Raw genomic sequence first — 13,912 nt, 5'->3', positions numbered from 1 at the left:
TAACTGTCCACTGGCAAGCGGCAATTATTCGGGTTATTTTTTTCAAACTCTCAAAATGAATTTTATTTCCTTCGCTGCAGTGATTGCGTGATTTCTTGCTTCCTTCAAGGTTGCTCCCTCTGCAATGACATAGGCGTAACGATGACCCATCGATAAAGGTGGGGTGAGGAGGGTGCCTCTTCTCGGTTTGACATATACTTCAACGACGCCATTTGATCTTGTCGCTCTTGCCTTGCCAATAACCTTTTCTAAAATTCCTCTACTTTCCACAATGACATATTTTGTATACACAAATTTTTTATGTCTTGGTTGCAGATTAGGCTGTTCTCCTAGCAAAATCTTCAGTGTTTCTTCTACTAAACTAAAACCTAGAGCTGCTTGTAGCATATTATTCATAGCGCCACCTGAAATTCGAGGATTGATCTCGATAAGTTTCCAACCATTTTGGGTTAATCGAAGCTCTAAGTGAAGTGCCCCATTCTCAATACCAAAGGCTTTCACGATGGAATGGAGTACCTCCTCGATGCCTGATTGGATGTCTTTAGGGGCTTTCACTAGAACACCATAGCCAGTAATGATAAATCGTTTTCCTTGCGTAATTTCTTGCTCAATTATACCAATGACATGTGGTTGTTGTTGATAAACAACCGCCTCTACTAAATATTGAGGGCCATCTAGATATTCTTCAATCATGATGGTTTCATAGGGATTTTTACTGCGTAGTGCTTTGAGGTGGTTATTGAGCTGGTCGGCATCCGTTGCTAGTAAGACATCTTTTGAGCCAGTTGATTTAGGAGATTTTACGATTAATGGAAAGGTTAAATTTTTAGCTATAGGTTCGTTCGGTTTCATGAGCGAAAATTTTGGTGAGTATGGTTGATCTTGTAAAAACTTTCTTGTTTTTTCTTTATCCTCCATAGTTTCAATGGCACTGGAGGATGTATAGTTCTGACAAAATTCATCACATAGTATTGAAGCAATATGGACAAATGGATCAACAAAACTAACGATACTTTTAATATTTAATCCAGCTTTTCCTAGTTTCTCAATTTCATCTTTCATGCTCTCGATATCAAAAGTATCAATGAGTATCATTTTATGGATGTCGGGGTAGGCTCTGCGCTGCTGAAGTTGTTTTTCATTATTTGTGAAAAGTACTGTGAAGTAGCCTAATTTTTCTGCTGCCCTTGTTGCTTCACGACTAGACCCAGATTTGTTTGTACCGATAAATACAATGGCTTTCAGGTATATCACTCCTTCTATTGGTACTTAGATACTTAATCACCTTTATATATATGCAATGAAATAGATTTCCTCTAGTTATGTATCTTGTCTACATCCAAGCAACTTTTAAAAGGTTACATATACTAGAAAAGAAAGGAGGGAGAAAAGATATGAAGCCTCTTTCGGTGAAAAATTTAGCAATGATTACGGCAGGCTATCTAGTGCACGGGTCAGAGGATACACTGATTCAGCATGGGGCTTATCGATTAAAGCAAGTGAAAAAGTCCAATACGGCCCTTTTTACAAGTAAACGTATTGTTAATTGGAAAAATCTTGAGCCACTTTCTCCTCTAGTGCTAGTGACCGATAGAGCTTATCGGCCAACTGACATTCCCAATCATGTCATTATGATACAGGTAGCGAATGCAGAAGAGGCCTATTGGAAATTTGTCCATTTTTATCGCAGCCAGTTTCATATTCCGATTGTCGCGATCACAGGTACATCAGGCAAAACAACGACAAAAGAGATGATTAAACATATTCTTTCGGCTGATCGGAAAGTGACTGCGACGACATTGAGCAGCAATTCTAGAACGGCTTCTTTGCAATATTTACTGGGCATTGAGGATGAAACCGAGGCTGCCGTTTTTGAAACAGCAGTGGGCTCACCTGGAGACGTTACGAATGCAGGGAGATATTTCAAACCGACAATCGGTATTATTACGAATATCGGAGCCCATCATTTAAATTATTGCAAAACATTAGAAGGCTATATTCAAGCAAAGGGAGAAATGCTAGATATCATTCATCCAAAAGGTACATTAATTATCAATGCTGAAGATATGAATACGAAAAAAATAGATGTTTCGAGATTTCGTGGGCGTTTGATTAGGGTAGGAAAGCATGACTCCTGTGATTTTCGCGCAAGCCATATCCATTACTATCAAAAAGGGATGAAATTTATTCTGCATCATGATAGAAAAAGCTATGACATACTTGTACCAGGGTTTGGAGAGCATCAGGTTTATAATGCTCTTGCTGCCATTGCCGCGGTCCATGATATGGGGATCCCTATTCCAGTCGCAGCACAACAGCTTCAATCATTCCGTCAATTAAAAAAACAACTGCAACTCTTTGAGGGCATTAATCATTCCATGTTATTGGATGATACATGGAGTATTACAACCACTTCCTTAGAGGCTGCCTTAAAAGTGTTGAATGAATTAGGTGACGGCAAGAAAAAGATTGCGGTTATTGGTACGATTACCGATTTAGGTTCATGGGGCTACATTATTCACGAACAGGCGGGTGAATTAATTCAACGGATTGGCGTGGATGTCCTGATTACCATTGGAGAACACGCAGGGATTATGGCTGATCATGCAGTAAAGCTAGGATTTAGCGCGCCTGTTTATACATTTAAAAATAGTACGCTAGTCTATCCGTTATTGCAGAAGATTGTGGATGAAAATACCATCATTCTCATAAAGGGAGATATGTATAGCAAACAGGTCTCTAAACTAGCAACGGAGCTAAAGCTAAAGCCTCCACCACCTGCTGATTAGCTTCTTTCCATATAGGATATTGACTGTGCCACATAGAAGAGCTTTCTAATAAGGTATAGTAATTGATCAAAAAGCAGCACGCTAGATCAAGAGAAGAAATAAGTCATCTACAAGATTGATAAAGAGAGGAGGCGTAGTACACTTGCAATCCATTAGTGTGCAGAAACTTAGAAATGTCCTACAGGGAAAGCTCATTCACGGATCTGAACAATGGTCTGTTAAGCAGGCGATCTACTATAATCGGCATGATTTAACAAAGAGCCATTCGCTCCTGTTTGTTAGTCGAAACGATCAAATCAATTGGCAAGAGATTGATCGGAAAGGTCCGTCTCTTATCATATCCGATAAATCGTCTACAGAGTTAAAAAATGCACTGGAAAATACAACCGTTTTACAAGTGAAAAGTGTTGCACAGGCATATTGGACATTTATCGAGTATTATCGTGGGCTCTTTGAAATTCCCGTTGTGGCTTTAACAGGAACTTGTGGGAAAACAACGACAAAAGAGATGTTAAAACATATTGCTAGTCAGCATTGGCAAGTGCAAGCATCCATCAGTAGTAAAAACGAGCCAAGGCAATCATTACCTTATTTAACGGGCATTGACGATAAAACACAAGCTGCTATCTTTGAATTAGGCTTAGGGAATACGGGGAATATTAAACATCAATGTATGATCTATCAGCCAACTATTGGGATCATTACAAACATTGGTGTGCATCATCTAGATGGCTGTCTCAATTTGGAGGGCTATATTAAGGCTAAGGCAGAAATTGTGGAAGGCATTAAAGAAGATGGCACGTTAATCATTAATGCTGATGATGCCAATACTAAAAAAATCTCATTGAAAAGATTTAAAGGGAAGATTATCAAGTTTGGCTTACAGGATACGGCAGATTACAAGGCTTCGAAAGTGGAGTTTGCCAATACGGGCATGAAGTTTGTTTTAGAGGTAGCGGATGAAACATACAATGTGTTTGTCCCAGGGTATGGAGAGCATCAGGTCTATAATGCCTTAGCCGCGATTGCAGCGAGCCATGAAATGGGGCTGACCATTCGTCAGGCAATCGCAGGACTAAGAACATTTAAACAGATGGCAAGACATTTAGAGTTTACGACAGGACTTGGTGACAGTACGATTATTGATGATACATGGACAAATAACCCAACATCTGTAGAGGCAGCCTTAAAAGTGCTAGATACGGTGGGAAAAGACAAAAAGGTCATTCTTGTTTTAGGGGATATAAAGCGATTAGGCAATTTTGAAGAAAAATATCATCGCGAAATCGGCTCCATGGTAGCAGTAAGAAAGATCGATACATTGATTACCATCGGCAAAAGGGCAGAGAAGATTGCCGATCAAGCGCAAAAGGATGGAACCAGCGCAGAGGTTCATACGTTTAAAGAGGTAGCAGGCGTTTTAGAATTATTGAAACCAAAGCTAGATGCGGACACGATAGTTTTAATTAAGGGACCGATGTCTAGTAGATCCATGATCGAATTTGCCAATAAACTAAAAAACGCATAGAAAAAGGGTGTCTCAACATGATTGAGACACCCCTATCCTCATTTATTTTAAGACGCGTCGAGCGCTTACAAAATTCTTTTGTGCCCACGTCGAAGAAATGTTTTGTTTTACAATATTATTAGTTGTCATACTAATATATTGGTTATTGCCTATATAAATACCCGTTTGTGTGATTTCTTGTCCACCATTATTCGTAGAGAAGAACAGTAGATCCCCTTTTTGTAATTGTGATTTTTGAATACGTGTCCCTACTAAAGCCTGTTTACTTGCTAGTTTATCTTTTAAATCAATACCATGCTTTTTAAAGACATAATAAGTAAAGCCCGCACTTGTAAAAGTCAGTGCACTCTCATTGTACGTATAGCCGAATTTTGCTTTGCTTGCTAAGCCAGTAGCAGTTGCAATAATTTTATCGGCAGATGTACTTGCTGAAGGTGCACTTACGCTGGGCGTAGAGGTGCTACCAGAGAAAACGCGCTTCGCTGTAATATAATGTTCAGTATAGTAATCTACAAATAATACTCTTGTCATTACACCATCTGAATTAGGGATGATGATACGGTGATCTCCTGCGTAAATCCCGACAAGTGAAGGTGTTTTAGAACCTTTGACACTATTAAAGAAAACTAGGTCACCTTTCTTTAAGTTAGCACGTGCCACAGTGGATCCTTGGTTCATTAATTGGTTTAATGAAGTTGCGCCGAGTGTCACACCACTTTTACGATAGATAAAATCAACGAAAGTTGGAGCTGTAAAGCGTAAGCTAGCCTCATTTGTTGTGGAACTAATCGTTACTTTGTTTTTATAGGATAGAGCATTCTCTACAATTTTATCGCCTTTTGTAGCAGGGTTGGCAGATAGCAGAGTAGGTAATACTCTACGTGCAGATACATAGTTTTCCGTATAATACGGCTTACTATTTAAATCAGAGATAACTATATTTTGTTTGGTATCAGCCATATGGATGATTTTATTGTCGCCAATATACATGCCGACATGATCGGGATCAGTTCCTGTTTTTTTACTTTTAAAGAACACTAAATCGCCTTTTTGTAATTGGTTTCTCGCTACATAAGTCCCTTGCTGAATCATATAATTTTCATTATACGTACCAAGGTCTACCCCGTTTTTCTCGAAGATGTACATTAAAAATGAAGCACAAGAAAATTTGTATGGGTATGTAGGCTTGTAAACTGAATTGCTGTATGTTGCTTGCCCCATTAAGCTTTTACCAGTCTGAATTAATTGGTCTGCTTTTGCAGCTACCGCCTGTGCGTTGTTCTGAGCATTTGTAGTCGCAGCCTCTACTTGTATTGGCTGGATCGCTGTTTGCACCATTCCAAATGAACTAAATCCAATTGTTAATGCAAGTGTTGTAGATAAAAATCGTTTATTCATGTTGCGTAACCTCCTAAAGCATCTAGTAGGATTTCTCCTGTATACCTTTGCCATGGAAATAATCGTAGCATGAAAAAGTAGGGCTTCTGGGCGGTAAATGTTACCAGGGTAACTGAAGGGAGGGCTTCAACACTTGCTATAGAAGGCTTTGTCAAGGGAATTTACAGTTTTATTACAAATGTTTCAGTAAGATGTAATATGGAACAATTCCATGAAAAAAGCTGCCCCAAAACGAGGCAGCCTACACGATTTTCTGTATCATTTCTACACGATTACCAAAGGGATCACGGAATTCAAAACGCTCGTAATGAGGAATAGGCACAGGATCGAGTATCTTGATTTGATGAGCTGCGAGTTTCTTCCGCCAATACTGAATATCCGCTACTTGATATGCAATATGCGCCTTTGTGGTCAAACGATCTAAGCCATCCTCTGTCCCTACATGGACCTCCTGTTGACCAAGCTGTAACCAAAATCCCCCACGTCCTTTAAGGGAATCAGGCTTCTCTAATTCTTGAAGTCCTAAGACATGACAATAAAAATCCTTCCCTTGCTCCTCACAACCTTTCGGAATTGTAATTTGCACATGATGTAAACCCATTATCATCTCAGACCGCCCCCTTTTTTTCTTAATTATAGAGTAATTTCTAAATATTTGAAATGGATGGGAGGATAGAATTCAAAAACTGGCGGATAGAATTCAAAAACTGGCGGATAGAATCATCAACTGGAAGGATAGAATTTAAACTGGAGGATAGAACTTCAAAAGTGGAGGATAGAATTCAAAAACTGGCGGATAGAATCATCAACTGGAAGGATAGAGTTTAAACTAGCGGATAGAACTTCAAAAGTGGAGGATAGAATTCAAAAACTGGCGGATAGAATCATCAACTGGAAGGATAGAATTTAAACTGGCGGTTAGAACTTCAAAAGTGGAGGATAGCGCTTCAAATTAAGTGGATAAAACCTCGAAAGAGAGGGATAGAGCTCTAAATCTAATCTTTAGAACTTCAAAAGACCAACATTTCTATTCTGTTAAGATTTAATACTATGGTATAATAATAAAAACGGAATAATAGGATAGAGGTACAAATTAGATTTTTTAATTTGTTTAAAAGGGAAGATCGGTGTGAATCCGACGCTGTCCCGCAACTGTAAATGGGAGCACATTTCAAAAGGCCACTGTTACGAGTCGTAATGGGAAGGTGAAAGGTGTGATGAACATAAGCCAGGAGACCTGCCTTTATCTAGTACAGCCAAAAAACCTACGCGGATAGGGGGTGTTGAGTGTGACTAGAGAATTTCTCCTGCATGCTCATAGTACGATGATTGCTAAAAAGGGTGCTTCTATGAATAATAGAAAGCTTCTTTCCATCTGGCAATCACCGTATTATGTCGTGTATTTGTCATAGTAGACATCTTTCTGATGAGGGAAAGATGTTTTTTTATGGAAAAAATTAAAGGAGCGGTCCACATGAATCCACAAGTTGTTGAGTACTATGAAAGCTTATTCAAATTTGAAATTATGCAAGAGCCTAAACCCTTAAAGGAGCTTGTCGAACAATATGTTGGGCATGATGCTTCACATGAGCAATCTATTTTAGCAGCATACGCAAATGTTTTGAAAGAATTAAGAGGATAGAATATGTTTGGCTACTTCGAAAAACGAAGTAGCCATTTTTATGAGTAAATAACATAATACCAATTGGAATACATTTGTTTGTCATAAAACTGCCTTTAGGACTTCATTCATATTTCACTTTTTACTTATATAATTAATCTGCTATAAATAGAGAGATTGGAGATTAAATATGAAAAATTTGCTTTATTCTAGGTTTTGGCGACTGCATTTTTTCGCAGCACTTTTTATTACGCCTTTATTGCTGTCTCTCACATTAAGTGGGATTGGTTATTTGTTTTTTACAGATGTAGAAAATCGATTATATGACGATTATTTCTTTGGTGAGAGCCATAAGGAAGAGGTCTTAACAATTGATGAAGCCGTGGAAAAAGCGGAGGCAGCATTTGCAGGATACTCTACTACAAAAGTGATTATGTTGGAGGAGCCATATAATACGCGTTTAACTTTATCAAATGGCACTAAACAAAAGTACGTATTTTTAGATGATCACAATCAAATGGTTGGTAGTCAGGACGCCGATTATACATTTTCAAATATTATGAGAAATACGCATAGCTCCCTCTTTATTGGTGGTACCTTTGTAAACTATTTAGTAGAGCTAGCAGCTTGTTGGACGATCTTTTTATTACTGTCAGGTCTTTATATGACATTCAAGGGAAATCTCCTAAAGAAGGGCAAGTCAGAGAATAAGAGGCAAAAAAGTAAGAGATTGCATGCACTTGTTGGGACAATCATTACCATTCCAATGGTGATGTTCATTTCGACTGGGCTATTATGGTCTGCTTTTCAAGGTTCCATGCTTGCAGATATAGCGTCAGAAAATCCTACTTTTGGGTATCCATTACTCCAACAAAAGCCACCAACATCTGATGTCTCTGAAATTCCATGGGCCACTCGTCAATTAGAGGCACCGACATCAGAAGGAGAACATGCTCAACATCATGGCGGTGGTGCTGTCCGTTATACGAACGACAGCCAAATGACGATTGCTCAGCTTGAAAAAGAAATCAATTCGATGAGCATTGCTAAGCCTTACTCTATAATTTATCCGACAAACGGTGAGGGCGTCTATACAGTGGCGAAGGCTAGCAATTCTGGTGTAACAGGGCTAGATGTAAAACCTACAGCAGAAGCCACAATGTATTTTGATCAGTATAGTGGCAAGTTTATCGATCAAGTGAATTATGACGATTATGGCCCATTAGCTAAATTCTTTACATGGGGAATACCATTACATGAGGGGCATTTATTCGGCTGGCCGAATAAGCTTTTAAACTTAGTGGTTTGTCTAGCCTTTTTAGCCGTAATCGTGTGGGGCATTCGCACTTGGATTTTACGTAGAAAAAAAGGGGAGCTGTCTGCACCACCGCAAATTTCTCATAAAATATCCATGCCATTCATTATTTTCCTTGTCATATTAGGGATTATGATGCCGCTATTTGGTGCGTCATTAATCGCTGTGGTAGTAATTGAATTTATCCTTTTAGGTTGGCAAACAAAGAAGAAGCTAAGAGCACAAGAAACTAAATAAAGCTAAGATGATACGGCACAGCGGGTTTGTGCCGTATCTTTTTTTTTGTTTATTTCATTTATAGGAACGCAATACTATACTGAAGCGGCAAAAATGTTTATAGATTTTTCAGCATGATTTTATAAAGTTTTAAGATTTGTATGGTACATTGCTAGTAGTTTCAGCTTATGGGGGTATGTAGATGTCAATAAAAACAAGGTTTTTGCTATCTTATGTGGGTGTCATCATCATTGCCATCACACTATTACTAGCAGCGGTATTTCTTTTTTCCTTTGCCATTACAGGTGATGTCAAAGCGATTGAGCATTTTTATAAAAAATCTTATGTCCAAAAGCCTTTGACGACAGTAGAGGAAAATGCGTTTCTAGATTTAAAATTACTAGCTAAAAAAAGTCCCCAGCAGCTTTTAGATCTCGAACAGCTTGAACAAATCAATGCGCCTTCGATAGAGATTGTGGTACGAAAAGATCATCAAATCGTGTATTCAACACAGAAAGAGCATAAACAATTATTGCTTCAAAGCTTACCTAGCTTTGAAGCGACCAATATTAATTCTCGTGACACCATCATGATAAATCGAGCCTTTTATACGTATGTTAAATTTGATTTTTATTTTCCAGATCAAACAGAGGGGAGTATTTTCGTATTGAGAGAGGTTAGTTCCCATGCAGAGGTAACGAGGGAACTGCTACCGATTCTTTTAGGTATTTTATTTGTCCTGTTTATGATGATTATTGGCTTTTTAAATTATTTAGTATCAAGAAGTATTATTAAACCGATATCGGCATTAAAGGAAGGGGCAGAACGAATTAAATCGGGCGACTTGGATTTTGAAATTGCGACCCACTCGAAGGATGAAATTGGTCAACTGAATCGGTCATTCGAGGAAATGAGAGTCAAATTAAAAGAATCCATCCAGCTTCAGCTTCAATATGAGGAAAATCGAAAGGAGCTCATCTCCAATATCTCCCATGATTTAAAAACGCCGATGACTTCCATTATCGGCTATGTGGAGGGCATTAAAGATGGTGTGGCAAATACAGAGGAAAAGATGGATAAATATTTAACGACTATCTATACAAAGGCAAAGGATATGGATGTATTAATTGATGAGCTATTCTTATTTTCTAAATTGGATTTGAAAAAGATTCCCTTCCAGTTGGAAAGCATCAATCTCCAGCAATATATGCATGATTATGTAGAGGATGCAAGCTTTGATTTTATTGCACGAGATATTCATTTACAATATCTATCAGCAGGCTCGCCGCTTTTGGCAATGGTGGACCGAGATAAATTAAGACGTGTCCTGACGAACCTTTTAAGTAATAGCGAAAAATATATGGATAAGCCGTATAAGCAAATCATTATTTCCTTGCATGAGCGAGTAGAGGATGCGATTATTCAGGTAACAGATAATGGTGCAGGCATTGATCCTGTCGCATTGCCCTATATTTTTGATCGATTTTACCGTGCGGAGCCTTCACGTAATTCGCAAACAGGAGGCAGTGGCTTAGGGTTAGCCATTGCCAAACAAATCGTTGTTGAAATGGGTGGCGATATTTGGGCAAAGAGTGAATTAGCAAAGGGCACGAGCATATTCATTTCATTGAAAAAGGCTGAGGAGAAGGTGAATCATCATGAAAAAAATTCTGCTAATTGAAGACGAGGTGAGCATAGCTGAGCTTCAACGAGATTATTTAGAGATTAATGGCTTTACAGTAGATATCCAACATCATGGAGAGGATGGGCTACAGCAGGCACTTAAAGGTAATTATGATTTAATCATTTTGGATATTATGCTACCAGGGATAAGTGGCTTTGACATTTGTAAACAGATTCGAGCGGTACACAATATTCCCATTTTATTTGTTTCAGCTAAAAAGGAGGATATTGATAAAATTCGTGGTCTTGGACTAGGAGCGGATGATTATATTACAAAACCATTTAGTCCGAGTGAATTAGTGGCAAGGGTCAAGGCCCATTTGTCAAGATATGAGCGTCTGGCGAGCCATCAACAAACAAATCATATGATGTCCATTCATGGTATTACAATCGATACTTCGGCTAGAAAGGTGTTTGTTAATGGTGAGGAGATTGCCTTTACAACGAAGGAATTTGATTTACTTGTCTTTTTTGTTAGACACCCCAATCAAGTATTAAGTAAGGAACAGCTATATGAGCGAAACTGGGGCTATGAATCAGCTGCAGACGTTTCGACTGTCACTGTTCATATACGAAAGCTACGTGAAAAAATTGAACGAGAGCCAGCGCATCCCAAGTTTTTGGAAACAGTATGGGGTGCAGGCTATCGCTTCAATGTTTAAGTAAAACTACCTCGTCCTTGTGACGGGGTAGTTTTTTTAGACTTTTTTAAGAATTCGTTAATGGGCAATTTAGCATTACCGCTTACACTGAGGAAGGAAAGGCGGTGTATTAAAATTGAAAAAAAGGCAGGCAGTTATCATTGCATTAACATTTTTACTTCAAGGGTGTGCCTCAATTGATACAGAAACAATACAGCATGATAAAGGTGGGAGTGAAGTGGTGGGAACAGAATGGGCGAGTGAGTTGCTCAAGGCAGCTGAAAGGGGAGATATCGATGGGCTTCAACTTGCTTTGAAACAAAAAGGGGACATCAATGTACAAGATTCAAATAATCGAACAGCTTTGATGATAGCTACCTATAATCAGGATATAGAGGCAGTTAAATTATTAATAGATGCAGGAGCAGATGTTAATATTCAGGATAATCAGCAAAATACGCCATTTCTCTATGCAGGTGCGGAGGGCTATCTGGCTATTTTAAAGATGACCATTCAAGCTTGTGCTGATCCGACTATTTTAAATCGATATGGGGGGACAGCACTCATACCAGCAGCAGAGCATGGTCATGTGGAGGTCATCGAGGAGCTATTGAGCAATACCGATATTGACGTCAATCATGTGAATCATTTAGGCTGGACAGCCCTGATGGAGGCGATTGTCTTAAATAACGGCAATCCAACACAGCAAACCGTAATACAACGACTAATTGAACATGGTGCTGATGTAAATATTCCCGATCAAAATAACGTGACACCTCTGCAACATGCAAAACAACGAGGATTTAAAGCAATCGAACAAATTCTACTTGCAGCAGGCGCAAAGTAACCCAAACTGTAGAGACGGCTCTCTACAGTTTTCTTAGTGTTGAAAAACAAAACAGTCAATTGAAAGGTAGAAATGGATTTCCGTTGCAGGCTACTTGCTTTCCTGTGGGCGAGCGCCGAATCACTTCCTCCGCTACCGCTCCATTTAGAGTTTCGCCTGTCTTGCTATCCCATGGGAGTCAAGCAGCCTTCCACTTCAACCCACTAACTTATTAGCAAAGGTTTTCAAATAAAGTGAAGGTGTTCACTACTCTTTATGAAGAGGTGTTGTCATGCATCACTTCTCCACATTGAAAATAAGAACTTATCCCCTCTAAGAATACAGTTAATGGACGATTTGTTACTATAAAAAAGTAAAGACACTTTGCAGAATGGTTGATTGGAGTGGAGCCAGCGTCACTCCTAGGGGATTTAGCGTCACAGAGGAGACCCTGGAGCGAACGTAAGTGAGTGAAGCGGCTCATCGGACGCCCCCTGGAAAGGACGCTGGCGTAACGGAAATCAACCCCTCGACTTGCAAAGTTGCTTTTTCTGGCGTTGACATCATCTTTTTTCAACAACATGCAAACTGTAGAGACAGCTCTCTACAGTTTTTTGTTCTTAAATTATTTTTCCTATTTTTTAATTCTTTTTTAATAGTTTATTTAGTAGCAGTTTAGATATGGACTTTATGATAAATTTTGTCAACCAAATTACACCATAAAGGAGAGTTCAACAAATGAAATTAAGAAAACGTATTGTCCCAGCAGCATTGGCTTTATCCGTAGTATCAGCAGGTCTAGTAACCATAGGCGAGCCATTAAATGCAGATGCGGCAAGCAATAAAGCAGTAGTAGCGGAAAACGAGCAAGTAGCTAAAATTACAAACATCAAGCCATTAAATACAATGACACTACAAATTACATTTAATCAGCCATTAGCAGCAGCTGATATAGACCTAAATCATTTAGATGCTATAAAAAAACATTTTACGTTTAATGGAGATTTAGAGATTGTCAATGTGCCACGCTTAATGACAGGCTCTAAGCGTACATATATTGTACCAACAACATTCCAAGAAGATGATTTTATCTATACATTGAGCTATAAAGAGCAACGCAATAAAGTTTTTGAGGGCACAGATGAAAAGGTATATGTACGCAATGTGGAGCAAGTCACAAATGATACATTTACATTGGAATCCTTTCAGGAGGATGGCGTAGTAGATTATGCTAATATTATTGAAGCCTATCGCGCAGGCCGTGGAGATTTAGCATTTAGCTTAGATGGTCATAATCGAGATGCTAGCGGCAAACGCTTTGATGTTATTTCTTCCTTACGTGATCGCTATGTGACGGTGAGAACAAGTGAGGGAGAAGAGTTTGTTGCTAATTATGTACCATTTACACAAGCAGCTGATGGCAGACAGGCTCCTCAGTTTAGACTCCCTGCTGGCAAGATTTTAAAACCAGGTGTGACTTACCATGTGTACGCACAATGGGCGGAAATAGATGTAAGGAGCTTTGTAGCGAAAGAAATCGCGCCAATCACTCTGCAAACAGCGAAAGCCATGGATGAAAAATCCTTTGAATTACAATTAAGAAACGATCCGCAATCTGATTTACTTGCTGGCCGAAGTGTAGCATTAAAAGGCAGTGATGGGAGTACATTGCAAGCACAATATCGTTATTCATCACGTAAAGGTGCTGTGGGCATTTTTGATCTAACGAATGGTGGTACGTTGAAGGCAAATGTCAGCTATACCGTAATCCCATTAAACAACTGGGCTATAGCAACAGATATAGTGCTACAAGGAAAATAAACGTTCTTTTGCTTAATAAAATAATGAATCTGTCATTTGAAGCCTAATAAATGGAACGTATTTTATGCTAACAT

The 13,912-nt window shown here is 38.9% G+C and carries 12 protein-coding genes and 1 riboswitch; of the genes, 9 read left to right on the top strand and 3 right to left on the bottom strand.

Annotation, left to right across the window (positions count from 1 at the left end):
• Window positions 1-42: 42 nt before the first annotated feature.
• Window positions 43-1,254 (bottom strand): ATP-grasp domain-containing protein, encoded by a 1,212-nt coding sequence (locus NY607_RS02470; RefSeq protein ID WP_237900296.1) that lies wholly within the window; start codon window positions 1,252-1,254, stop codon window positions 43-45.
• Window positions 1,255-1,394: 140 nt separating this feature from the next.
• Between NY607_RS02470 and NY607_RS02465 the strand changes: the two genes are divergently transcribed.
• Window positions 1,395-2,789 (top strand): Mur ligase family protein, encoded by a 1,395-nt coding sequence (locus NY607_RS02465; RefSeq protein ID WP_131519834.1) that lies wholly within the window; start codon window positions 1,395-1,397, stop codon window positions 2,787-2,789.
• 142 nt (window positions 2,790-2,931) lie between these two features.
• Entirely contained in the window at window positions 2,932-4,317 is a 1,386-nt protein-coding gene (locus NY607_RS02460; protein WP_131519835.1) for a UDP-N-acetylmuramoyl-tripeptide--D-alanyl-D-alanine ligase, read from the top strand.
• Window positions 4,318-4,359: 42 nt separating this feature from the next.
• Here the strand turns inward: NY607_RS02460 and NY607_RS02455 are convergent, their stop codons facing one another.
• Together NY607_RS02455 and NY607_RS02450 are read right to left on the bottom strand one after the other, a co-directional pair.
• Complete coding sequence (locus NY607_RS02455; RefSeq protein ID WP_131519836.1) at window positions 4,360-5,715, bottom strand: C40 family peptidase; 1,356 nt, start codon at window positions 5,713-5,715, stop codon at window positions 4,360-4,362.
• 241 nt (window positions 5,716-5,956) lie between these two features.
• Window positions 5,957-6,322 (bottom strand): VOC family protein, encoded by a 366-nt coding sequence (locus NY607_RS02450; protein WP_131519837.1) that lies wholly within the window; start codon window positions 6,320-6,322, stop codon window positions 5,957-5,959.
• A 460-nt stretch (window positions 6,323-6,782) separates the two neighbouring features.
• Window positions 6,783-6,974, top strand: a riboswitch (cobalamin riboswitch).
• 30 nt (window positions 6,975-7,004) lie between these two features.
• Between NY607_RS02450 and NY607_RS02445 the strand changes: the two genes are divergently transcribed.
• From NY607_RS02445 to NY607_RS02415, 7 genes are all read left to right on the top strand, one after another.
• Entirely contained in the window at window positions 7,005-7,127 is a 123-nt protein-coding gene (locus tag NY607_RS02445; RefSeq protein WP_259419105.1) for a hypothetical protein, read from the top strand.
• Window positions 7,128-7,189: 62 nt separating this feature from the next.
• A complete protein-coding gene (locus tag NY607_RS02440; protein ID WP_167444835.1) occupies window positions 7,190-7,357 on the top strand; it encodes a hypothetical protein in 168 nt (55 codons plus the stop codon).
• 169 nt (window positions 7,358-7,526) lie between these two features.
• Window positions 7,527-8,888, top strand: a complete 1,362-nt coding sequence (locus NY607_RS02435) for a PepSY-associated TM helix domain-containing protein (protein ID WP_259419104.1) — start codon at window positions 7,527-7,529, stop codon at window positions 8,886-8,888.
• Window positions 8,889-9,069: 181 nt separating this feature from the next.
• Window positions 9,070-10,548 (top strand): sensor histidine kinase, encoded by a 1,479-nt coding sequence (locus NY607_RS02430; protein ID WP_259419103.1) that lies wholly within the window; start codon window positions 9,070-9,072, stop codon window positions 10,546-10,548.
• Entirely contained in the window at window positions 10,526-11,212 is a 687-nt protein-coding gene (locus NY607_RS02425; protein WP_112117822.1) for a response regulator transcription factor, read from the top strand. Before NY607_RS02430 ends, NY607_RS02425 begins: the two co-directional genes overlap by 23 nt.
• Before the next feature lie 115 nt (window positions 11,213-11,327).
• Window positions 11,328-12,038 (top strand): ankyrin repeat domain-containing protein, encoded by a 711-nt coding sequence (locus NY607_RS02420; RefSeq protein ID WP_259419102.1) that lies wholly within the window; start codon window positions 11,328-11,330, stop codon window positions 12,036-12,038.
• Between the two features lie 717 nt (window positions 12,039-12,755).
• Window positions 12,756-13,838, top strand: a complete 1,083-nt coding sequence (locus tag NY607_RS02415; protein ID WP_259419101.1) for a hypothetical protein — start codon at window positions 12,756-12,758, stop codon at window positions 13,836-13,838.
• Window positions 13,839-13,912: the final 74 nt, after the last annotated feature.

Source organism: Lysinibacillus sp. A4 (genome assembly GCF_024919535.1).
In the GTDB taxonomy this organism is placed as follows: domain Bacteria; phylum Bacillota; class Bacilli; order Bacillales_A; family Planococcaceae; genus Lysinibacillus; species Lysinibacillus capsici.
This window is presented reverse-complemented; position numbering and strand designations above follow the sequence as displayed.

Coding starts and splice junctions, on each gene's coding strand:
- NY607_RS02465 (WP_131519834.1), top strand. CDS start 1,395: ATGAAGCCTCTTTCGGTGAAAAATTTAGCAATGATTACGGCAGGCTAT.
- NY607_RS02455 (WP_131519836.1), bottom strand. CDS start 5,715: ATGAATAAACGATTTTTATCTACAACACTTGCATTAACAATTGGATTT.
- NY607_RS02450 (WP_131519837.1), bottom strand. CDS start 6,322: ATGATAATGGGTTTACATCATGTGCAAATTACAATTCCGAAAGGTTGT.
- NY607_RS02440 (WP_167444835.1), top strand. CDS start 7,190: ATGAATCCACAAGTTGTTGAGTACTATGAAAGCTTATTCAAATTTGAA.
- NY607_RS02435 (WP_259419104.1), top strand. CDS start 7,527: ATGAAAAATTTGCTTTATTCTAGGTTTTGGCGACTGCATTTTTTCGCA.
- NY607_RS02430 (WP_259419103.1), top strand. CDS start 9,070: ATGTCAATAAAAACAAGGTTTTTGCTATCTTATGTGGGTGTCATCATC.
- NY607_RS02425 (WP_112117822.1), top strand. CDS start 10,526: ATGAAAAAAATTCTGCTAATTGAAGACGAGGTGAGCATAGCTGAGCTT.
- NY607_RS02415 (WP_259419101.1), top strand. CDS start 12,756: ATGAAATTAAGAAAACGTATTGTCCCAGCAGCATTGGCTTTATCCGTA.